Consider the following 22,710-nt stretch of genomic DNA (forward strand, 5'->3'; position numbering starts at 1 on the left):
CATTTTGCCAATCCGGTTGGCAATCCTCTACTAAAAATAATCCAGAGAGTGTCAGATGGCAATCATGGAGATGTGGCATATTCCATTCCTAAGGAACGGTGGTTTGCCCATTTGGCTCCCCAAGTTGGCATTTCAACCGCAAGGTAGCGGTGAAAGAAGAACAATGGACTCAAGGAAATTTTGCCAATCCGGTCGCTGGAATTGAAGATGCACTCCGCTGAAATAGCTGAGAGCTTCTGTATGCACTTAGACGTTTTACATGGAGTGGAATTTTCAGAAACCCCATGAATGCGCAAACATCAGGTGGGTTCAGATGACTGAGGTCATATCATCAGAATGATGCTTTTGGAGATTTCAACCCATTCTAAGCGGCCTATTTTGCCAATCCGGTAGGTGGCATGCAGTCAAACTGCAGAACATCCAGACTGGAAATGAGAGGTGCGCTTAAGACAAAGAATTTCATGAATTTTTTCACAAGTTCAGATGGGAGTGGCATGTTGTCTATTTGCAAGCCATTATGAAAATCAGCAGCAACCGGACAAGATTCGCCGTGAATTTGATGTGCATTGCCAAGGGCGGCTGGCGTAATCAGAATAGATTAGCTAATTTATCAAAATTACATAATGGATGGGTTATTTCAATTGGAATATTTTGCCAACCGGTGATGGACAAAATGTACAGTTAATCGTCGGATTTCTATGCCAACTTGGGAACCACAATTATCACATCTAAGAGCCACAAGCAACATATTATCAGGGCAAGCGCATTTCAATAAATTTAATGGGATGTCAATATTTCGGTCGTTATTTAGATAAGGTTTAATGCTATTTGTGTTTTGCCAATCCGGAGGAAAAAAAGCAGTATTCTGATGTGACCAATTATCTACAATAGGATCACAAGTGCAACAATCAAAATAGCAATGAATCCTCTGGTTTTCTCCACCTACCGTATTGGCAAAATCTATGCGATGAGCTGTATCAATTATTATATTTGCACACGTGTGAAAAACACATGCGACGTGCCGTATGGATTCCCCTGAAAATGTTATATTGGGATTTGGCCGCGTAAGTCAAATATGCATTTCTGAGTTATATCATTTTGCAATCCGGTCGCTGGACAAAATAGGTGAGTAATGTGAGTTATCAGTTTTTGGTACTATACTGGCAAATTAGTGGAACTAACAAAAAAGCAATTCATACTCTCAGGGGGTTACAGTTCCTCCGGCAAGCTGTGGCAATGAAGTTGATTAGTGCGCAGTTGCCGGGTATGGTACTGTGCTCGAACCCAATCCTGAAGGAGTAAGATTGCTTTTATATCGTTCCTTGTGCCTGCATATACAAACTAATTCAATTACCCATCCTGCGGCCCTGGAATTTTTAATTCAATGAGTATGGGGATTGATGACCCTCAAATATTTTCAACCGGTGTGGTGCGGTGACAACTTATCCATTATATAAATCCATTATTATGGCGACTGCCGTCGGTCGTTCGGCCGCAAATATATGGGTGGGAAAATATATTAACACCATTCCCTGCACAATTTCACGGCAATAACAACCTCTCTTGGTTCTTGCATAGCACATCGCTTCATGTCTGGGAAGTCCATATCACAGCACAATATTCTCAGTTTTGATGAAAGGATTTTTCTCAAAACAAGCCGGATTTTGGCTGTTGAGCTGGACCATTCATTAATATTCCAACAAATCCAAGCAGTGGAAAGTACCTACCACAGGTTTTGCAACGGAGGTGGTAAAAAACCTTCTGTTATGTGAGAATCCCCATGGATAATATTGTGATCTATGCTGGTTGTCAAATTGTTGCATTCCCATGCAGCTTTCAATTTCTCGAAGCCATTGCAGATCACTTTGCCAATCCGGTCGCTGGAAAAACAACAGAAGTGAAGCGGCGGCCTTACTCTGGGGAGGCTCATACTTCGTTCACCCAACTGATGGCTGCAGCCTTGTCAATCCGGCGACTCTCGCATGCTCTTGCCCTAATGGATATACCCCGTACAATACCTATTCTCTTTTGCTTGGATATGTTTTCACCATGACTCAATGCTACAAGCATCCTACGGAATAGATTTTTAAGTCAATACAGTACATTATTTAAAACCGGCACTTGCCGGTTTTTTATTTTATGAGAAGCTGCAAATTAACGCCGCAAAGTGATTTTTTATTAAAGCTTCCGCCAATTAACTTTTCTCATTGAGTTAAAGTGGCAAGATATGTGGAAATAATTTCCCATCTGGTTAATGGAATTTTATCTGCGCACAATATAAAACGATTAGCAGTGCTTTCTGCCTGTACAGATAGGAAATTGAAGCATCCCAAAAGGATAAGCACAATACAACTCACTGACAGAAAAGTTGGGAGCTAGCGGTGCAGATTACTCAGCAACAGAAATAAGTGGAAACTGGTCAGTTTGGGCATGCAACTCAGCAGGAGGTGCTAGTCATTGGTGTATGGCATCTTGTTTTGATTAGCTTCCGCTACTATTTGTTACCATTAAGGTCAATATTAAATTGGCTGTTTATAATCTGATTGATTTAATTTTCTTACAAATAATCACTAAACTTTGCAGATCACTTAGAGGCAGTTTAATTGCAAAATAAATCTCGATGATTTTAAATGGAAATATTAAATTCTGAATAAGTACTATTATGTTTTAAGTTACTATCAAGCAGTCTGATGCAAGTAAATGATTGAGTCGCCCGCCATAAAAAAACCCGCAAGATGCGGGTTGTATTTTAGAATGTTTAAAAAGCAAGATGATCGGGTGGGCTGATAAGTTATTTTAACGGCACACAATTTGTGCAGCAGCACAAAAGTGAGAGTCACCACCAATAACAACAGCCCACGTCGTATCATTAACGGGATATGATGAGTCTGGAGAATTATGCCCTGGAGCCCACCACGAGGTTAAAAAATATCCACCGCCAGATATTTTTTTCCCTGCAGGGCAACTAGCTTGGCTTACCGCGCCAGTGTCACAAGCATTATTCCCTGTAACTGTTATCAATGTGGCATTGTTAGTAATGCTGCTCCAGCGACCGGATTGGCAAGAAAGTATCAAGCCATTGGCATCACGCGCAATCAACCCGGGGGTGTTGCACCCCTGCGTGTCCCCCTCGCTAACCTGCCCAGCTAGCAAATACTCACCAGTCTGAATGCGCCCCCCTGCATTCACACTACCGCCCACCGTCGCGTTTCCGTTAACCCCCAGACTTCCGTTGATATTGCCATTCTGGCCTACGGACAAATTGCCATTGGCAATCAAGTTCCTCTTGGCAGTCACGTCCAGCGCCGCGGTCACGCTGCCGCTATTCACGTTCATGTTGCCGAAGTTGCTGGTGATGTCGCCGTTCATCACCAGCGCCCCCCCGCCATTGATATCCTTGGCATTGACAATGCTTTTCGCCCCCATATCCAGGTTGCCCAGCATCTGCTTGCTGCCATCCAACCGCAGGAAAACATTCAGGTCAGAGCGGTTGTAGCCGCCACGCACCGCCACGATGCCCGCCACGTTAGTCATGGGGTTGGCAATCGGTATCGAGTTACTATTGGCGGCGGTTCTGAAAGTCAGCTTGCTGAAGTCGGGAGGCATGGCGGCGCCGCCGTCCGGGCCAATCTGCTGCACCGCGGAAGCCACGGCGACATAGTCGACGTCGTCGCTCGCCGATGGATAAGGCAGGCGCAGCGGCTTGTCGACATAGGTCAAGGCGTTGATATTGCAGGTGCCAGGACTGCTCGCGACGCATTGCCTATTACCTTGCGTCGGGTCGTCGCCGCTGATCACGATTTGATATGACGCGCCAGCCAGCGGCGGCTTGGTGCCAAGCGACGGCAAGCCCACCACGCTGGCGATTTCAGCTGGGGTCGGGCTCAACGGGTTTGCCACCCCATTCAGCGGGGGAATCACGGTTTGATTGAGCACGGCCAGCACCAGCTGGTCGTGGTGCTGCACCACGTAGCTCTGCACACCCTTGCCCAGGTCCGCCAGCGCGCCGCCCAATAGTTGGCCGCGGCTGGCCCGCCATTCACCGACCTGGCGCACGCCCAGATACGCCAGCCCCATGCCTATCAGCGCCACGGCAATGGCCAGGCCTATCAGCATTTCCCCCGCTTGCTTCCTGCGCATTACGCCCCCCTGCCCTGAATGTTTTTGCGTCTTTGTATATCTATCTCTCCCTCCAGGCGCGCGTATTCGCCCTTGTTGATGAATTGGGAGAGGTCCTTGCGGTCGCGCAGATCAAGCGAAGTGACCTGCGGAATGCCGTTGTCCAGGCGCTGGTGAAACACCATGCGCAGGGAGTCGGCGATGAATTCGTCGGCCTGCGCCTCGCCGCCGGCTCTGGCCAGCGACGCCAGGCGGCGCAGCGCCGACGGGATGTCTCGGGAATGGATGGTAGACAGCACCAAGTGGCCATCCACCGCGATACGCAACAGCTCCGCCGCGCTATGCGCGTCGCGCACCTCGCCTATCATCAGCATGGAGCGGTCCCGCGCCGGGAAGGAGCGCAGAGCGGTGGTGATGGCCTCCGCGTAGCGGCGGTCGAAATTGAATTCCTGCCCGGATGGCGAGTCGGCCACGTCTATCTGCGTGCAGTAGCCGTCGCCATGCCAGCCTTCGATGACGATTTCCACCGGGTCTTCCACCGTCTGGGCGAAGCCGCCGAACTTCTCCAGCCGGCTCACCACCATGGCATTCATGGTGGTGGTCTTGCCGGAGCCGGTCAGCCCGGAAAACAGCACCAGGCCGCCGCTTTTCTTCAGCTCGTCCGACTGCATCATGGTGGTGTGAAAGTCCAGCAGGCGCAGATCATTCAGGCGCGGCGCCTTGTTCATCACCAGCCGGCAGGCGTAGCGGTACTGCTGCATGCGCTGCACCCGCCAGCGCAGCCCGCCGATGGTGATGGTGAAGCCGGTGCGCCGGCCCACTTCCTGCTGTTCGGTGAGCACCACTTCGGTCAGCTTCATCAGGAAATTCTTGTACTCCTCGCCGGGCTTGATCTGCCCGGGGAAAAGCACGCTGGATTTCCAGTCGCGCACGTGCAGCTGGACATCGGTAATGATCTGTTGCGCCATGGACTTTACACGCCCTCATGCCTGCGCGCGTTCACGCAGGGCTGTCGATTACAAGGAAAATGCATAGGTAAGGGTATTGGACGTCGAGGCATTGCAGGCGGTAGCCAATGCAGCCGCATTCAAAGCAACACCAGCCTTCAGATCTTTCACCGTGGTGGTGCCGACCTGGATCTGGACAAACAGCGACTGGATATTAGGAACCAGACGCAAGCAGGCCTCGGACGAATAACCGGTCGATACCAACTGAACCGCGTCCTTGGAGGCGTAGTAATCGATGGCGGACCAGGTCACGGTGCCGCCGAAACGATTGAGGATGGTGGTGCCCGACACCCGGTCCGCCGCCATCAGCTTCAGGCTGATAGCCAACTGGTTAGTCAAGCCGGCCGCCGGCACGCCGGAACCGAACACCCGCTGCGCTTGCGAAACCTCCTGCTGCAAGTCGGAAGTCTCGGAGTTCGACTTGATGTTGGTCATGATTGACGGCACCACCAGGAAGCCGATCGACAGAATGAAGGCGATGATGCCCACCGCCACCGACAGCTGAATCAGGTCAATACCCGCCTGGCGTTTGAGCGAGCCGCTTCTGCCAGAAGCCGAACGCCATTTCGAAGCATTCATGGGATCTCCAATTTGCTTGTTAGTTGTTAAATGGAATATATACTATATCAAACTTTGAAAACGATTGGCAAAGGCTAAATCACATGCTGCCGCCACCGGTCATCTGCTGAATCTGGTTGCCGGCCTCCAATGCCGTCATCATCATCCCGGCGATAGTAAGCAAGATGAAAAGACCTACCACTACGATCAAAACGTTACGCATCACGGCGGAGCGGGCGCTGATCACCTCGGAGATTTCCTCGATGGTGGTCAGGCCTATCTTGCGGATGCCGTTTTCGAAGTTGCTGCGTTCGGAATATTCCGAAATCCGGTCGAAAATCTCCTCGGAGAACAGGCCGGTATCCATCGCCTTCAGAATGCTGCGGTTGCTGGTCAGCGCCAGGCGGATGCGCGCCAGGTGCCAGCGCATCCACGGCGTGGCGCCCTGCTCCAGCAGTAGCACGGCGTCGTACACCGCGGTATTGGCTTGCGACAACGCCGCCAGCGAAACCAGAAACTCGCTGGCTTTCAGGTCGCGGTATACCGAATACGGCAGATGGCGATCCAGCCGATTGCGCAGCGGACTGGCCCAGCGCGGCAGCGACCAGAAGTAAGCCGCTGCAAGTAAACCTGGCAGGCCATAAATCAAGTACCAGTAATTGCGGATGGCCTGCGACAGGTAGTACAGCACCTTGCCCACCAGCGGAAAGTGGTCCGCCGGCATGATCTGCTCCATGATGGGCATCATGCCCAACGCCACGCCCAGCTGGACGCCGGTCATCAGCAGCAGCAGGAATACCGGCAGCGCGATCGCCATCTTGATCGCCTCGGCGTTGCCCTCGCGGATTTTCACCACCTTGGCCAGAAAGCGCAGCGCTTCCGGCAGGTCGCCGCGCTCGCCGGAGCCGATCACCATCAGGTCGTCGGCCGGGATGGTGCCCTCCCAGGCGCCGCGCAGGTTCATCGACGCCGCGCGGTCGCGCCAATAGGCGAACAATGGCGCCATCACATTGCCGCGCTCGCGCGCCAGCATGTATTTGTGGGAAAACAGCTCGTATGGGTTGGCGCCATCCTCGATGGAGTCGGCCAGGTCGCCGTAGAACTTGGTGCGCAGCTTCATGAACTTGCGCTTGGCTTTGGCCAGGCCGGCGTATTTCTGCTCATGCGCCGGGGCGATGCCGAAAAACCGCTTGATCAGGTTCAGCATCACAAGCTCCCCGCGCTACGGTAATCCACCCGCCCGGCCTGAATCGCCTGGAACAGCAGCGAACTGATGCGCTGATCCGGCCGCAAGCCCTTGTCCACCAGGTCGGCCAGCATGCTGACGCCGAAATCGCGCTGGCACAGCTTGCCGTCCCACACCTCGCTCAGCCATACCTCGCCGGCGTAGCCGCTGCCGCAGCAGGGCTCGCGCAGATTGCGGGTTTTGACATTGCCGAAATCGGCGCTGCGGAAGTTGCTGACCACTTCGGTCAGCTCGCGCGCCGCCAGGTCGGCATCCACCGGCAACGCGCAAATCGGACACAGCCCCGGCAGGCGCACCGTATTGACGCCCATGGAGACACGTCCCTTGGCCCAGCCTGGCTGCTCGCCCAGAAGCAGCATCAACGCCGACTCAGCCGTGCTGTTGCGGCCCGGAAACACCGCCAGCGCCGGGCCGTGATGGGCGCGCAGCTTTTGCGCGTCCGGGTTCAGCCACACCGACGGCAGGCCCGACGCGGCGGCCGAACCGGCGGCGGCGCCAGCCACTCCCTGGCTCCAGGCCTCCGCCATCAGCGCCGCGGCCATCGCCTCGGCCATCTCGCCCGCCACGAAGACAATCGCGCCGGGGCGCGACAACTCTTTCACCAGGCGGTTGACCACCATCTTGTCGTCAAGTCCGAACGCCGCAAGCGCCGCCGCCTTGCCGCGCTCCCCGCCGACTTTGCCGGCCGCGCACCAGATGCCGGCATCGGCCGGGTCCGGCTCGGCGCCCAAAGCGCCCAGCCATTGCGCCGCCTCGCCGGCATCCATCATGGCTACCGCTTCCATGCCTTGCGCCGTCTCCAGCAGCAACAGCCGCCGGCCGTCCGCAGCCGGCGCGGCGTAGACGCGGGCGGCGTCAGCCACCGCCATCGCATAGCCGACATCTCCCGCCGCGACGATCTCCGGCCACAGGAAGCGGCGCAGCGCCCAACGGTAGGAATAAGAGGTCAGCAAAACCACTCGCCAGCGTTTTCCGGCCTGGTCCAATTCGCCGCAGATTTCCGCCACGCGGCCTCTGGCCTCGCGGCTGGAGCCATCCGCCACGATCAATGCCGGCACGCCGTAAGCGGCGCCCTTCAGGTAGAAGTAGCCGTGCCGGCCAAGCCCGTCGCCGTTGCGGGTGGCCGCCGGCAATTCGCTGCGCGCGGTCAGCGCAATGGCCGCCAGATCGGCAAACGCCTGCGGCTGCGCCTCCACCGGCCAATACGCAGCCGCCTGCTCGGCGTAGCGGTCGTCATTGACCAGGCCCAAGGCGTCCAGGCTGTCGAACACCTGGCCGGCCTCATGCCCCAACAGGCCGCGCTCCGCCGCGATCCGCGCCCAGGATGGCACCGGCAGCGCCTCGCTCACTTCATGTTCCTGAGCCAGCGCCACCGGTTGCCGCACCGCATCCACCAGCGGTTCGCGGTATCCCATGTCGAACTCTTCGCTGCTATGCACGCCCTCGCCGCGCGCTTCCTGCGCCACGCGATGCAGCAAGGCCAGCCTCTCCTCGCTGAGACTGGCGGCGCGCCTGGCCGGGGGCGGACTGGACGGCACCGGCTCCAGCGGCGCCAGCAGCTCTTCCATCCGCAGCGGCGCGAAAGGCGCTCGCTCCTCGGCGGCCTCGGCAGGCGCTATCGCCGGCGCTTCTGGCTGGCCGGCGGCGGAAACCGCTTCCCGCACGCTGTCCAGGCTTATGCCGAAACCGCTGTCAGGAAAGTGCTGCAATGGCGCGTCCAGCAACAAATCGGGCTCCGCCGCCAGCGGCAACACTTCCTCCGCTTCGTCATCCTCCGCGCCATGCTCCGCCGGCGCGGCGTCCATGGCCCTGCCGGACGGGCCTTTGCCATACCCGAATCTGCCCAGCAGACTCTTGAAGGCGTCATCACCATTGGCCATCCCTGCTCCTTCAATCAATTGGCCAGACTCAACGGCCGGTATTTTTTCAGCTTGCGGAACGCCGACTCCACGTCCCGCGGGTCCAGCAATCCCAGCGACATCTTGTAGAGAGCATGCTCCATCGCGGTCTTGCCCAGCATCCTGGGGTCGTACAGCTTGCCGTTGCTCTTGGCGCGCCAATCCTTCTCCGCCTCCCAGAAGCGCCCCTCGCGTATCAGCGGCAGCATGTCTTCCGTCACCTCGCACACCTCGGCCACCACGGTCTGGCCCTTGGTGCCCAGGTTGCGGCAGGCCGGGCAGCCCGGCCCCATCACCCGCACCATGCCCACGTCTATGCCCAGCGAGGCGATCACCATCAGGTACTCATCATCCAGCACTTCCGCGGCCAACAGGCTGCACTCCGGGCACAGCACCGGCACCAGCTTCTGGTAGACCAGCGCGGTGAGGAAATCCGGCGCCGCCAGCGCCTGCACCGGAATGCCGATTTCGTCGTCGGTCAGCCGCGGGATGATGCCGAAGCCGCTGGAGGCGTGGACGGTGGACAGCACCTGGTGGCCGGTCTGCGTCATCGCCTTGGCGAAGGAGCCGGTTTCGGCGTCGCGGATTTCGCCGCCCATCACCTTGTCCGGGTCGCCGCGCAGCAGCACCTTGGCCGCCGCGCCGAACGGCGTTTCGCCACCCTCTTTCTTGCCGTCTTCCGCCTTGCGCTGAATCGGAATCTGCGTGACATGCGGCTGGATGTATTCCACCGGGTCTTCGATCGAGAAGAATTTCTTGCCGGACTCGCGTTCGTAGGTCATCAGCGTGCGCAGGGTGGTGGTCTTGCCCGAACCGGTTTCGCCGGCGATGATGGTCAGGCCCGGCGAGCGGTACACCGCATCTTCCAGAGCCTCCACCTGGTCGTCGGAATACCCCAGCTGCGACAGGGTGAGGATGTCCTTCTCCACCGCCTCGTTCAGCAGCACCCGCAGGATCACGTCCACCCCGCGGTTCTCTTTCACGCTTTGGTAGCGCAGCTGGTAGCTGCGCCCCTGCACCACCATGTTGATCGAGCAGCTTTGATGCTTGTTTTCGTCGAAGTGGTTGTGGCTGCGGCTGCTGGAGTCGGCGCGCGAGTTGTAGGCGGTGGAGATGGCATCCATCATCGCGTTGAAATCGCGCAGCAGCCGGTCTTTGGGATCGCTGTCGCGCAGCTTGCCGTGAACGCGGTAGCGCACCAGCACCTGGTTGCCGTCGCGGAATTCGAAGTGGATGTCGGTGGCCCGCAGATCGATCGCCTTTTCGATCACTAGGTCGAAGTTGCGATAGCCGCCGGTCTTGGCGTCGCCGTCGCGGTGGCTGGACTCCACGCTGTGCTGCTGCAGCTGCGAGTGCACCAGCAGGATCTCTTCCATCGACCCCACGTAAATGCCCAGGCAGCTCCACTTGGTGCGCGAGCGCACGCCGGCGTCGAAGCGCTGCAGCAGATCGCCGCCGCGCAGCTGCAGATAAGCCACGTCCTCCAACAGCAGGATGTACTGCTTGGATTTGGCGGACCCCAGCAATAAGGCGCTGTTCTCATAGCCGGGCAACACCAGGTCGCCCTCCTGCCGCCAGCCAAGGTGACGGATGGACTCCGATTTCAGCCCGCCGATCCGGCGCACCGCCAAACCCTGGGATGCCGGCTGCCGGCTGCGGCCATCCTGCCGGGACTCCGGCGAAGCGGCCGATTTGGCGTCCCCGCGCCCCATTACCTCAGAAAACCAACTGCACATGGCGAGACCTGCCTCTCCACTTCCCGTTCAACGCTGTTCAGGCCCGCTGGCCGCGCCGGCATCCATCAGCAGACGTTTACGCTTGCCCGCATGGGCGACGTCCACGTAGTCGTCGCCGACCGCCACCACTTTCCACGACTGCACCACATCCCCCTCGCGCACCATCTTGCCGTAGCGGCCATCCACCACCAGATAGGCCTTGCGCACCTTGCCATTGCCCTGGATGAACACCACGTCGAACACCTGGGAGGAGCCGTTCTTGCCCGGAAGCGCCGTGCCGCTGTTCACCACCGGCGGAGGCGGCGCCTGCGACGGCAAGGGCGGCAAACCGCCAGGTATCGCCGCGGGAGCCGGCGCCAGCGCGTTCTTGGCAAAGGAATCAATGGTTTCCGCGCAGGCCAGCGCAGGCAGCAGCAACAGCAAGACAAGCAATTTATTGAACATAAAAAGTACCCTTCGCCGTGAATTCCGGCTTTTTATCGTTGAGCGTCACCTCGACGGCATCGAGCGTCATATTGCCGGCCCGCTCCATCAAACCCGGCACCGAATCCAGGAACGCCAGATGGCCCTGCATGCTCCAGCTGCCCTTGGCCAGCGCGGGCAGCTTGCCCACCCGCCCCTTCAGCTCTTGGGGCAACGGCACCAAGGGGTCAACCTTGCCCAATACCACGGCCATCAGCTTGTCCTCGTTCTTGCCTGTTTTCCCCATATCATCCAGCGCCTGCATCCGCACGCCGGCCGTCATGTAGAACTTTGATACGTCCACCGGAGCGGACTGCAGCGCGGCCTGCGCCTCCGGCAGGGGCACGACTTCCGTCGCGCTGCCCATGTCCAGGAACTGCACCGTCTTGCGTTGCTCCAGCAAGGTCTGGAAGTTGCCGCCGTCCTGGCGCTTCCAGTTGATCGTGCATCCCTTTTCCTTGCAGGAAATATTGCCCACCCGCCAGCCGCCCACCTCGAACGGCAACTGCTGCACCACCGCCAGCACCGTCCTGGCGTATGCCGCGCCATGATTGAGCGGCGCCTGCTTCAGCGCGCTCTGCATCTGGTTGCGGTAAGTCGTCATCGGGTCCGGCTGCTGGCTGGCCGCCGCGTCCAGCGCGGCCAGCCTGTCTTTTTCCTGCTGCTGCATCCACCACCAGCCGCCACCAGCCGCCACGCCCAGCGCCACGAACAACAAGGCGACGCCCAACAGCCGCGTCCCCGGCAGCGGCTGCAGCCGGTAGGCCGCCTTTTCCTCGTCGGTCAGCGAGGTGACGATGTCTTCCAGGTTGACGTGCCGAGTGACCTGCAGCATGTCGTCGTCGATATCGCCCAGGATGGTGACGCCGGTGCCGACCTCCTGGATGAACTGGCGCGCGGCGTCCAGCGCCGCCTCGCGGGCGATGACCCGGTCCTGCATCGGCTTGCCGTCGTGGATCGCCACCAGCACCAGCCGGGACGGGTCCTCCGGATCCTGATGCAGGAACAGGATGTTCGGATCGTCCGACACCTCCCGCAGCAAGCCGGCCAGCGCGAAAAGCTCGCTCTTGCGCCCCTTGGCCGGCAGATTCGCCAGGCCAGCCACCCGGACGCCCAGCGCGTTCTGCAACACCAGGCATTGCTTGGCGCCGCGGCGCGAAGCCAGTTCGCGAACCTCTTCGGACTCCTTGCTCAGCCCCAGCAGCGGTTCCCACTGGACCTCGACCGCCAGGTTGCCGAAAAGCACTCTGGCCATGTCACACTCCCTCGGTGAGCTGCGGCGTGATCACGATGATGGTTTCGTCGTCGCCCTGTTCCGCCGTTTTGGTGCCGCCCTCGTAATTGAACGCGCCCTTGCGGGTAGTGTTGTTCTTGGCGCGGCGGAAACCGCTCAGAATCAGCGTCTGCCCCGACTTCAGCGACGCGCGCTGCATGGTCTGCACCGCCGAGGTGATCGGCGTCTGGATGCTGCTGCTATTGCTGCTGTCGCCGCCCGACGAGGCTTCCTTGATTTCGATCAGCTCGGACAGGTCGATCTGCACTTGCAGCATCACGCTGCGGTTGTCCAGCAAGGTGGGCAGCAGGTTCATCACGAAACCGGTGGTCACCACGCCCGGCGTCAGGCCGACGCTGGGCGCCGAGCCATTGGAGCCCGGCGTCGAGGTGATGCTGGCCAGATAGCCCTGGTTGTTGGTGACGGCCACCGGCGCCGGCTGGTTGTTCAGCGTCACCACATTGGTGTTCACCACCGTGCTGACCCGCCCCTGCTGGCTCAATGCCTGCAGCAAAATCTTGGAACCGTTGAACTGCCCGGAATTCATGGTGACGCCGAACTGGCCGGCGCCTTCCATCGGCTTGCCGAACGCCGAGCTGAATGTGCTGCCCCAACCGCTGTTGGCCGATTGGTACACAAGCTTCCAATCGATGCCGGCCGCGCTCTTCTCGCTGAGGCTGACCGTGAACACCTGCACCGACAAGCTCACCTGGCGGCCCAGCACCGCGTTTTCGCCATCGATGTACTGCCGCACCCGCTCCACCACGTCGGCGGAGTCGGTGACGGTGATGGAGCTGGTCATTTCCGACGGCATCGCCTTGCCCATAGGCGACAGCATGCTATTGACGGTGTCGCTCAGCTTGTCCCAGTAGCGCAGTTCGGAGGTCATGCTGACCGAAGAGTCCGAACCGAAGTTGATCGACGAACCGCCGCCGCCGCCGCTGCCGCTGCCGCTACTGCTGCCGCCGCTGCCGCCGGACGTGGTTTGCGAGCTCTTGCCGACCTTGGCCGAATAGGTGGATACGCCGGGCATGGTCTTGATCTGGAAGGTGCGGGTCACCAGGCGAGAGAATTCCACCACGCCGTTGCGGTAGCTCCAGTTGGTGCCGGTTTTGTTCGCCACCGCGTCCAGCAGGCCGCGCAAGGTGCCGGAGTAGTTCAGCTGCGCCCGCGGCTCGGCGTCCTGGGTCTGCGCGCCGGGATACGTGGCAGCGCCCATGCCTCCCATCACACCCGAGCCACCCATTCCCATTCCGCCCGGCAGCGGCGGCATGCCGGCCGGCGGCGTGGGCATGCCCGCTTGCGGGCTGCCGCCATTGGCGTTGTTCTTGCTGGGCGTGATGCCGAAGATATCGCGCGCCAGCCGGATGGTGACGCCCTGTTCCCTGCCGATCTGCTCGGTCATCAGCGACAACGGCAGCTGGCGGCCGGAGCTGAAACTGGCGCGCTGATCGAAGCGTGGCGGCAGGCTGTCTATGTCATCCATCACCACCGAGCGCTGGGCGAACCAGGCGCCGGCATCGCGCTCCACCAGCGGCAGCGAAGGGTAGGTCAGATTGGATTCGGCGCTGCGCATCACCTGCTGCGTTTCCGTCACGCGGTCGTCGGTCTTCTGCAACATGCCGGGCGTGCCGCAACCGGCCAGCAACGTGGTTCCGCAAAACGCGGCGACAATCTTCTTCATGCCTGTTTCCTTAGCGTGTCGCGTGGATCACGCGAATGACCTTGTTGGCCTCGTAAACCTTGATGCGGATCGGCGTATCGCTGTTCTGCAGCGATTTGGCCACCTGCTCCATCACCTCTAGGAATGTCCCGCTGAACGTCGCCGGGTAGTCGATGGGGAAATCGCGCTCCATCTCCCAGGCCAGTTCCCAGCCATTGGCCCTGGCGTAATCGCGCAGGGCCGCCGAAATGCGCCCCTTGCCCGGCACCAGCTTCAGCACGCCGCGCCCCTGGCCGAACTCGATGGCGCGCCCATCCGCGGCGGGGCCGGCAGTCTCGCTGGCCCCGCCATCCTTGGCCGAGTCGTTGTCCAGATAGAGAAAACCCGCCTCGGCATGCAGCGCGCACATCAGCAACGACGCCGCGATCAATGTCTTTTGCTTCATGACCCGAACCTTATTGATTCACTTTAATAGGTATGATATCAAACTTTTTATGATACCAGTCAAATAAAACGCAACCCGCTCAGCCACCCGGCACCGGCATGCCTCTTTGTTGCAGAATCTGCTGGATGGTCAGATTGAGATAACGCCGCATGATCACCAGGCAGCCATACAGGCGCACATCCCGCAAAGGCTTGCGCTCGGCCAGCTCCATGTAATAGTGCGCCATCACCCCGACGCCCTCCATGAACACCGTTTTGCGCCCCACGCTGGCCAGCGCCGCCCACAGCTCGGGGTGGTCATGGCGAAACAGGATGGGCCGCGCCCAGTCGCAGCGCACCACGCCGTTCTTCTCGCGATGGTGATGCAGCAGCCTGACCATGGCGGTGGAGCGGTAGGCATGCTTGTCGCAGGCCAGCTTGACCAGCTTGGGGCTGACGCCCAGCTTGCGCGCGAAGCCCACCAGCAGCGGATCGTTCGGGTTCGACGGCTCGCCCACCTGCTTCTCCAGCGCCGCCAGGAATTTCTCGTCGAAATCCGCCGCCTCGTGATCCAGGCCGTTGAGGCGCATCCATTCCGCCACCTGGTAGAGCTGTCGCTCCTTCGGATCCAGGCCGCGGGCGCGGATCACCTTGTTGAAGGTCTGGCGGTTGGCCGGGCGGCCGGACCATACCCGCCGCACCGCATGCTCCTTGCGGATGTGCTTGAGCAGCAAGGGCGCGATCGGCAAGGCGATCAGCCAGCCCAGCGCGTAGTCGAGCGCGATGGCGCGCGCCAGCGTGGGCTGCTCGCGTAGCCATTCCGCGCCGTGGGCGAACGGCGCGCCCAGCACCGGAATCTTGGCCAGAAACAGGTAGCGGCTGTAGGTGCTCTGCATCCACTTCAGCCACAAATGCGGCGCGAAATATATCGCCAGGCCAGCCAAGGCCAGCGCCGCGATGATGACGAACACCTTGTCGTCGCCGCCGCCCCCGCCGCCTCCATTACGCGCCGCCATCAGTCCGGACTCCGGTAGGCGGGCCGCGCGCGGTACAGGCGGCCGCTGAACTTGGCCTTGACGTAACGGAAGGCCTGCTCGATCGGCACGCCTTTGTATTCAAACAGGATCAGCGTGCCGAAGATGGCCAGCATCGTCAGCACCGTAAACCAGTTGAACTTCAGGATCAGCACCGGAAGTATGTAAAACGCCTTGGAATCCAGCCAGGGGGTGAATCGCGGCGACTGGGCGGCAAACACCCACAATTGTCCTTCCATGCCTACCTCACCAGAGAGAATCTTTTGTCACGACATAATGGGGGCGGCCTTGTTCATCCTTGCCCTTGTAGCGGATGCTGGCGTCCGCCGGCGCCGCCGCGCTCGTCCCGCTGCCGCCGCCCCAAGAAGCGCCGACCGTGACGCCGGCCAGGAAAATCAGGATGCCCACCGCCGCCAGCAGCGCCTCGTAGGGCAAGCGGTCGAAAGCCGCCTTCGCCAGCTCGGCGAACTTTGTCGAAGTCTTGTGTTGTGTCATCATCCGCTCAACCGCTCATCAGGTATGTAATCACGTCCTCCTGCCGGACGCGGCCCTGCTCGATCAGATCCAGCGCGCTTTGCCGCATCGGCTGGCCGTACAGGTTCACCTTCTCCCGCATCAGCTGGAACACCCGTTCCGAATTGGCCGCGATCTCCTGCGCCACCGTGCCCGCGCTGCCCAGCTTGGTGAAATCCAGGCATTCGCGCACCGGCACGCGCTTGCCGTCGGTGGTCGGCACCAAGTGCTGGCACACCACGTATTTCAGCGTGGTGGCCAGGTTGTAGATCATCACCGCGCGCATCGCCTGCGGGAAAAACTTGGACCAGTAGTCGAACAGCTCCGGGATGGTGTTCGGGTGCATCGTGGCGTACACCAGGTGGCCGGATTGCGCCGCCCAGATCGCCGCCTGCGCGGTTTCCGCGTCCCGCACCTCGCCCACCAGCATGTGGGTGGGCGCCATCCGCAAATGCGCGCGGATGCCATCGGAAAAGCTCTCCACCGACGTGCCCACCTGCATCTGGTCTATCACCGCCGTCGGCGCCGCCACCTTGCCGTAAACGAATTCCACCGGGTCTTCGATGGTGCGCAGAATGCAGGACGAATCCGGCCGCTCCACGTGGTCGCGCAGCAGCGACGACAGCGTCGCCGACTTGCCCGAACCAGTGGGGCCGGTCACCAGAATCAAGCCGGAACGCTGGGTGCGGCTGACGTAGATCAGGTCTTCCGGCGTGTCGGCCTCTTTCAGCGTCCACGGCTCCGGCTTGATGCGGCGGAAGGTGGCCGACGGGCCAGAGGTTTCGCTCTGCATGTCGCGCGCCACGGCCACCCGGTAGCGCTGGCCGTCCACGCCCTCGTAAACGAAGTCCAGCGAGCGCGCCTTGCCCATCACCATGTCGTAACCGTTGACGTTGTCCTTGTAGGCCGCGGTCAGCAGCTGGCGCATTTCGTTCTGCTGCAGGCGCCGCTGCATCACCAGCCGGTTGCGGCCGAACACCTTGGCCACCGGGTAGGTGTCTTGCTTGAGGAAGACGTCGCTGGCGTCGGAGAAGCGGTTGAGCAGGCTTTCCAGATCGGCGCGGCTGACTTTCGAGCTATTGTCGAAATCGTCGTCATGCCCGGACATCAGCGGCCTCCTTCGAAAAATTCGCCGGCGCCCAGATCGTTGATCGCCTTCCAGCGCGGCAGGTCCTTGACGAACACCACCGGCTGCGACACCACCTTGCGCGACACCCTCACATCGATGCCGCCGTCGGCGTCCACCACCTTCTGCTCCTGGCGGACCACCTTGGGCGCGTCCACCATCTGCTTGAGCCACAGCATCTTGTACAGCAGCATGCCGTTGAAGGTTTCCTTCAGCTGCGCGAGCTTGCTCTCATACGCGCCCTTGGCCGCCGCCACGCCGCTGGCCCAGCCCTGGCGCACGCCGTCGTCCCAGGCGGCCTTTTCCTCCGGCGTGGCCGGTTTCAGCGCCGCGTCCGGCTCGCGCACTTCCGGCACCGGCTGCTGCATGTAATCCCACCAGCTGGGCGCGGTGGTGACAAAGCGCGCATCCTCGCGCACCCGGTACGAAGCTTCCACAGACACCATGCTGGTGGGGCTCTCCAGCCGCACGGTATTCTTGGATGACGACAGCACCGGCGGCAGCAGCGAATCGGGCAACAACAGCCGGGAGAAGTCGAATACCTGCGACAACGTCGCGTCCTGCGACTGCAGCATCGCGTTCAGCCGCTCGCACTCCCGCGCCTGGCCCAGCTGCGCGCCGTAGGACAGGCCGGCGTTGTAGACCGCGCGCACCTTGAGCGCCGCTTCTTGCGACAGATAGCTTTTCGGCTGCCAGTTCAGAGCGCTTTGCAACGCGCCGCCATCCTCCTGCGGAATGGAGTCGGCCGCCCAGGCTCCGCCCGCCAGACCGATGGACAACACCCACCAACACAAGCGCCTCATGCCCGCCTCACTCTACCCGCTGGTGCAGTCCCAGCGTTTCGCGCACCTTGCGCTCGCCCGCGCCGTCATCGACATAGGGGCCCACCGCGATCTGGAACTTGCGGCCCGCCGGCCGGACCTGGGCGGCGAAGCCCTGGTTCTTGTAGCCATCCGCCACTCGCGCCGCCAGCTTGCGGTCGGCGAAGATCCCGCCGTCCATCGAATACTTCTGGATCAGCGGCTTGGAAGCCGAAGCCTGGAAGGCGGTTTTCGGCTCGCGGGTATCGTTGATGGAGCGCGTGTAGTCCAGCACGATGGTGCGCGACTTCTCGTCCACCGCCAGCACGAAGGGGAACTGGTCGCCGATGGAGCGCAGCACCGCGATCACCGGCTGCGACGCGCTCTTGATGCGGACGATGCTGTCCACGTCGGCCGAGCCGCGCTCCTCGAAGCGCCAGCCTATGCTTTGCGCGATGTCCTGCACGATGCCGTGCGGCACGCCGACGTATTCGGTGGAATACAGGCGGTTCAGGTCATTGCTGGGCGTGGAGGCCAGGCTGGCCTTCAGGTCCTGCATGGCCTTGTCGCCGCTGTTGACCACCGTCATGCGCGCCAGCAGCTGCTGGCTGCGCGCGGCATCCTCGGCAGCCTTGGCCAGCATCGCCAGCTCCGGGCTGGCGGTCGCTTGCCGCGCGGCGGGCGCGGCGCAGCCGGCCAGGGCGCAAGCAAGGCCGGCGATCAGGAATGGCGTAGCAGCTCTCATCAAATCGCGCTCCATATATTTACTTTGGTAGTAATCATATCAAACATTTTAAAAGCATGCCGGTTTTATTGAAGCGTGGCCGGCGGCAGTACCTGCGCCGCCAGATCCGCATCGCCCAACACCTGTTCCAGCTCGCCGCGGCGATAGTCGAAATCCGACTTCCAGCGCCCGATCTGCTCCGGCACCCGCTCCAGCTTGCGGAACAGCATGGTGCGCGGATGCGCGCCCGCCCACTCGCACAGGCTCAGCAACGATTCGTGCGGCATGTCGATCAGCCGCGCCAGCAGCAGATGCGAAGGCAGAAACCCGTGCAGCCGATACCAAACCCCATCCTGAAAACCGGCCGCCGGCGCGTCCCGCCCTATCCGGCCGCCATGCTCGCGCGCCCAGTCTTCCGGCACCGACACATCGCCCTCCTCGTCGGCGAACCAGTAGGCCAGCATGTCCTGCCATACTCCGTTGTCCATCAATGCCCCCCCGCAATCTCGGCTACGATTTCTTTTATGATGTCCGCCTCGCGCTTGGCGCCGCCCCAGGCGTCGATGCGCTTGTCCAGCTCGCTGACCGCGTCGCCGCCGGGGAAGCGCCGGGCCAGCCGGCTCAGCGCCTCGCGATAGCCGACGAAGCGCGCCACCTGGCTGCGGATTTCCACATTGGCCGGCGTGGTGGCGTAGGCCCACAACTCCACCCCGCCCGGCTTGAAGTACAGCACCCGCTCCACCACCGCGCCCTTGATGCGGCTGTACAGCAGCATCGGCGCGCCCAGCGGCGTCAGGCCCTGGATGCGGTTGGCCAGCGCCTCGTCGGCGTACTCGCTCAAGTCCATGGTTTTTTTCAGGTCGTCGCGCACTTCCTTGGAGTCGGCGCGCAGCACCCAGATATTGGTGGCCAGGTTCATGATGGACTTGGGAAAGTCGGTATGTTCCTGCGAGGCCAGCGCGATATGCACCTTGTACTTACGTCCCACCCGCACCAGCGTTTCGATCAGCCCCAGCACCATCGGCGAGCTGATGTTGTGCAACTCGTCGTAGACGATGCGCTTCACCTCGTTGCGGTTCTTGCGCAATTCGCGGCGATGGTACTCCATGTATTGCCCCGGGCAATCCATGGTCGGCACCACCTCGTCATCCATATAGAAACCGCGCGCCAGGAAGGCGCTGGTCGCCAGATACATCACCTCGCCCTGCTTCTGCGACGCCGCGCCCTGGCCGCCGGTGACGTCGGCCAAGTCCACCGCGACGATCTTGGCGTTGGAGAAGTCCAGCGCGGTTTCGTAGGCCAGCAGCGGGAAGCGGCTGCTGATCGAGCCCAGCATGCGGTTGCAGAAATCCAGCATCGACGAGCCGCCGGGAATCACCGCGTCGGTGTAGTTGTCCTTGATGCTGGGCGTGGCCTGCATCACCTGGCTGAGGTCGGGAATGATGGGCACCGCGTAACGCTGCGCCACCGTGGCGGCGCGGATCTCGTTGCGATCGAACAACATGTCCACCACGCTCCACCACGACGCCTCCTCCTCCGGATGCAGATTGTTGCGCTGCAGCGCCTCATCCACTTCCGGATTGCGCCGCGGCTGGTATTTCTTGGGTTTTTCGATCGAGAAATAGCGATAGGCGGCGGTCACCAGCGTATCCACCAGCTCGGCGATTTCCGGCACCGGCTGCTGCTGCCCCACCGGCGTCAGCAGCAAGGTGACGAAGTCCACGAGAAACGCCTTTTCGTCCGGCACCGCCGCGCGGCAACCCAGCATGGTGTCGAACGGATTCATCGCGTTGCGCTTGTCGATCGACAGCCGGTAATGCTGCGCCAGGTATTGCTTGTCCACCGGCAGCGAGGCCTTGACGGTGTCGATCAGCCCCTTGGACGAATAGCCGACGTCCAGGATGGCCATGCGCGGGATGTCGTCCTTGCCCGGCTGCAGAATGGAGCCCAGGTTGAGCGCCTGCAGCAGCACCGATTTGCCGGAACCCATGGTGGCGAACATCACATCCACCCAGGCCTGCTGCAGCTGCGAGCCCACCTGGTAGACGAACAGCTTGCCGTCCTCGGTCAGCATCATCATATTGCCGTAGCCCCATGGCGAGGCCGGCCGCTCGATCGGCAGGATGGCAGCCAGCATCTGCGACGGCATGATCAATTCGGGCGCCAGATTGCGGAAACCCGGCAAGGTGCCCATCGCCACCTCGCAAGGGTTGCCGAATTCCTGTATCACCTGGCCGCCGCCCCAGCCGTTCAGCGCCGCCGCCAGCTCGGTGAAGCGGTCGGTCGCCTCCTGCTTGCTGCCGCCCCAGGTCACCACCGAAATCTTCACGCCGACAAAGGTGGTGGCGCCGATGCGCTCCAGCTCCTTCACCTCGTTGATGGCGTCGACGATCTTGGAGTTCTGCCCGCCGAAGGTGGAAAACTTGAGGAATTGCGCCACCGACTTCTTGGCGGAAAAGCGCCCGGAAGCGCTGCCGGACAATAGCTGGAACGCCACCCGGAACGGAATTTCGCCATGGATGCGCGCAGTGGGCAGGATGCGCAGCAGGTTGTTGAACACCTCGGGCTGGGAAATCGGAAATTCGAAATAGCCGCTGGAATAGAAGCGGTTGCCCACCCTGGCCACGCCTTCTTCCGGGATGTTTTCCAGTTGGCGGCGGAAAATCTGCAAACCGGGCAGCGGCGGAATGATGTCGTCGCGCTGGCCGGCGATGGTCGATTTCGCCCGCGCCGGCAACACGCCGGTCTTCTTCACCGAATCGGGGGTGATCGGGCTGAGGCCCTCTCCGGAGCCGTCCCACAAGTCGGCGTCCAGCACGATGGCCTGCTCCAGCGTCAAGGGCTGCGCCTTGAGACTGAAAATGCTGACCAACCCTTCCACGTATTCCTTGCACACCCCCAGGTGGCGGTTGCGCATCGCTGGCACGAAGCTTTCGCTTTGCGCCATCTCGCCGCCGGACCAGTTGGCAGCCACCTTGCGCATTTCCTTGGGCAGGATGGAAGGCGAGGTGGTGACCACGATCAGCGCGATCTCCGACGTCACGGTGCGCGACAGGATCTCCTCGCGTTCGTCCAGGATGAAGTTGACGTCCATGCCGATCCGGGCGGTGGCCGAGCGTATGCTGTTGGCCTGCTTCCTGACCTCCTTGCGCGAGGTTTCCTTGTCGCGCTGGAAAATGATGTCCACCACGATGCCGGAGCGCCGCGGCAGGCTGGCCAGCATCGCCGACAGCTTGCCCAGCCGCTCCTGGTAGGCCTCGCCGTCGAACGATTGCAGCGCGCCGTCCAGCTTGTAGATGGTCATCAGGCTGCCGCCGCGCAAAGAGATGACATTGCCCGAGCCGGTGGTCCACGCGCACTTGTCCCATAGCGCGGCCCCGCGGATCTTGGGTATGCGCTTCATGAAGTTGTCAAACGCGTCAAATATTGTCGTCACTGCTCACCTCTCCACTCTTCCAGGCCGCGGCATCCCGCCTCAGCCCTCGCTCTGCGCCGCATCATGGCGCCGCAGCGCCTCCACCCCGTCCGGCCGGTACGACAAGGGGAAAATCAATCTCAGGCCGTTGCGGGTGAGAAGCTTGACCGTTTCCTCGTAGGAGTCTTCCCGGTTCTTCATCAGCACCTTGAAAAAGGTGGCCAGATTGTCCACCGTGCCGCGCCCGCCCATATAGCTTTCCACCAGCTTGACCGACTGCTCCAGGTGCAGCTCCAGGTTATGCCCCAGGCCGCCCCGCGCCAGCCGCGGCATCGCGCGGCAAATCCGGTTGATCGCCTCTTGCGAACGGCCCTTCTCCACGCCCCAGAACGCGCCGGCCCGCAGCGCCGCGCCCACATGCTGGGTGGCGCGGCAGTAATGGCACAGCACCAGCCAGTTATCCGGACTCTCATTGCCGTAGTCATCGTCCAGCGGTTCGCCTTCCAGGAATTCGCGGCTGCGGTAGCCGCAAAACTGGCAGGCGTGCTGGCGGTATTCAAACAGCGAAGCAAGGAAACCGGCGGCTGGGCGGCCGGAAACGGCATACACGCCGTCGTCGACGCCGGGATAGTTCCGATTGCGGTATATTTGCACGCTCAGCATATTTAAATGTTTTATAAAATATATACTATAACAAACATTATACACATACC

20 protein-coding genes are annotated in these 22,710 nt (G+C 60.9%); 1 reads left to right on the forward strand and 19 read right to left on the reverse strand.

Features of this window, described 5'->3' with window-relative positions; all coding sequences use genetic code 11:
- Positions 1-1,780: 1,780 nt before the first annotated feature.
- Positions 1,781-2,053 carry a hypothetical protein gene (locus tag U6115_RS14195; protein ID WP_326912090.1) on the forward strand — a complete coding sequence of 91 codons (273 nt, stop codon included), beginning with the start codon at positions 1,781-1,783 and terminating at the stop codon, positions 2,051-2,053.
- A 743-nt stretch (positions 2,054-2,796) separates the two neighbouring features.
- On the opposite strand, the gene U6115_RS14200 is transcribed toward U6115_RS14195, so the two are convergent.
- The 19 genes from U6115_RS14200 to U6115_RS14290 form a co-directional block, all read right to left on the reverse strand.
- The gene (locus tag U6115_RS14200; RefSeq protein ID WP_219945926.1) at positions 2,797-4,140 is read right to left on the reverse strand and encodes a hypothetical protein; all 1,344 of its coding nucleotides are present in this window, start codon (positions 4,138-4,140) and stop codon (positions 2,797-2,799) included.
- On the reverse strand, positions 4,140-5,087 hold the full coding sequence (locus tag U6115_RS14205; protein WP_043580176.1) for an ATPase, T2SS/T4P/T4SS family: 948 nt from the start codon (positions 5,085-5,087) through the stop codon (positions 4,140-4,142). Before U6115_RS14205 ends, U6115_RS14200 begins: the two co-directional genes overlap by 1 nt.
- Positions 5,088-5,135: 48 nt before the next feature.
- Positions 5,136-5,705, reverse strand: coding sequence for a type 4 pilus major pilin (locus U6115_RS14210; protein WP_043580174.1), 570 nt, complete (start codon positions 5,703-5,705; stop codon positions 5,136-5,138).
- 79 nt (positions 5,706-5,784) lie between these two features.
- Complete coding sequence (locus tag U6115_RS14215; protein WP_043580172.1) at positions 5,785-6,891, reverse strand: type II secretion system F family protein; 1,107 nt, start codon at positions 6,889-6,891, stop codon at positions 5,785-5,787.
- On the reverse strand, positions 6,891-8,810 hold the full coding sequence (locus U6115_RS14220; RefSeq protein ID WP_043580170.1) for a hypothetical protein: 1,920 nt from the start codon (positions 8,808-8,810) through the stop codon (positions 6,891-6,893). Before U6115_RS14220 ends, U6115_RS14215 begins: the two co-directional genes overlap by 1 nt.
- Before the next feature lie 14 nt (positions 8,811-8,824).
- Positions 8,825-10,540 carry a GspE/PulE family protein gene (locus tag U6115_RS14225; protein ID WP_043580168.1) on the reverse strand — a complete coding sequence of 572 codons (1,716 nt, stop codon included), beginning with the start codon at positions 10,538-10,540 and terminating at the stop codon, positions 8,825-8,827.
- Between the two features lie 51 nt (positions 10,541-10,591).
- Positions 10,592-11,008 carry a hypothetical protein gene (locus U6115_RS14230; RefSeq protein WP_043580167.1) on the reverse strand — a complete coding sequence of 139 codons (417 nt, stop codon included), beginning with the start codon at positions 11,006-11,008 and terminating at the stop codon, positions 10,592-10,594.
- A complete protein-coding gene (gene pilO2, locus U6115_RS14235; RefSeq protein ID WP_043580165.1) occupies positions 10,998-12,281 on the reverse strand; it encodes a type 4b pilus protein PilO2 in 1,284 nt (427 codons plus the stop codon). The genes U6115_RS14230 and pilO2 overlap by 11 nt, the downstream gene beginning before the upstream one ends.
- A 1-nt stretch (position 12,282) precedes the next feature.
- Positions 12,283-13,983 carry a PilN family type IVB pilus formation outer membrane protein gene (pilN, locus tag U6115_RS14240; protein WP_052258379.1) on the reverse strand — a complete coding sequence of 567 codons (1,701 nt, stop codon included), beginning with the start codon at positions 13,981-13,983 and terminating at the stop codon, positions 12,283-12,285.
- 10 nt (positions 13,984-13,993) lie between these two features.
- Positions 13,994-14,407, reverse strand: coding sequence for a toxin co-regulated pilus biosynthesis Q family protein (locus tag U6115_RS14245; RefSeq protein WP_052258376.1), 414 nt, complete (start codon positions 14,405-14,407; stop codon positions 13,994-13,996).
- Positions 14,408-14,486: 79 nt separating this feature from the next.
- Positions 14,487-15,401 (reverse strand): secretion/conjugation apparatus DotM-related subunit, encoded by a 915-nt coding sequence (locus U6115_RS14250; protein WP_043580163.1) that lies wholly within the window; start codon positions 15,399-15,401, stop codon positions 14,487-14,489.
- On the reverse strand, positions 15,401-15,658 hold the full coding sequence (locus tag U6115_RS14255; RefSeq protein ID WP_146008483.1) for a hypothetical protein: 258 nt from the start codon (positions 15,656-15,658) through the stop codon (positions 15,401-15,403). Before U6115_RS14255 ends, U6115_RS14250 begins: the two co-directional genes overlap by 1 nt.
- A 7-nt stretch (positions 15,659-15,665) precedes the next feature.
- Positions 15,666-15,917, reverse strand: a complete 252-nt coding sequence (locus U6115_RS14260; RefSeq protein ID WP_043580156.1) for a hypothetical protein — start codon at positions 15,915-15,917, stop codon at positions 15,666-15,668.
- Positions 15,918-15,921: 4 nt separating this feature from the next.
- On the reverse strand, positions 15,922-17,040 hold the full coding sequence (locus U6115_RS14265) for a type IV pilus twitching motility protein PilT (RefSeq protein ID WP_043580155.1): 1,119 nt from the start codon (positions 17,038-17,040) through the stop codon (positions 15,922-15,924).
- Positions 17,040-17,861 carry a type IV secretory system conjugative DNA transfer family protein gene (locus U6115_RS14270; protein ID WP_080509395.1) on the reverse strand — a complete coding sequence of 274 codons (822 nt, stop codon included), beginning with the start codon at positions 17,859-17,861 and terminating at the stop codon, positions 17,040-17,042. The genes U6115_RS14265 and U6115_RS14270 overlap by 1 nt, the downstream gene beginning before the upstream one ends.
- 7 nt (positions 17,862-17,868) lie before the next feature.
- Positions 17,869-18,603, reverse strand: coding sequence for a DotD/TraH family lipoprotein (locus U6115_RS14275; RefSeq protein ID WP_181243101.1), 735 nt, complete (start codon positions 18,601-18,603; stop codon positions 17,869-17,871).
- A 65-nt stretch (positions 18,604-18,668) separates the two neighbouring features.
- Complete coding sequence (locus tag U6115_RS14280; protein WP_043580140.1) at positions 18,669-19,070, reverse strand: hypothetical protein; 402 nt, start codon at positions 19,068-19,070, stop codon at positions 18,669-18,671.
- Positions 19,070-21,985: a hypothetical protein gene (locus tag U6115_RS14285; protein ID WP_043580135.1), complete on the reverse strand. Its 2,916-nt coding sequence runs from the start codon at positions 21,983-21,985 to the stop codon at positions 19,070-19,072. Before U6115_RS14285 ends, U6115_RS14280 begins: the two co-directional genes overlap by 1 nt.
- Before the next feature lie 72 nt (positions 21,986-22,057).
- The gene (locus U6115_RS14290) at positions 22,058-22,660 is read right to left on the reverse strand and encodes a hypothetical protein (protein ID WP_043580134.1); all 603 of its coding nucleotides are present in this window, start codon (positions 22,658-22,660) and stop codon (positions 22,058-22,060) included.
- Positions 22,661-22,710 lie beyond the last annotated feature (50 nt).

Source organism: Chromobacterium subtsugae, from assembly GCF_035919665.1.
Lineage (GTDB): Bacteria > Pseudomonadota > Gammaproteobacteria > Burkholderiales > Chromobacteriaceae > Chromobacterium > Chromobacterium subtsugae.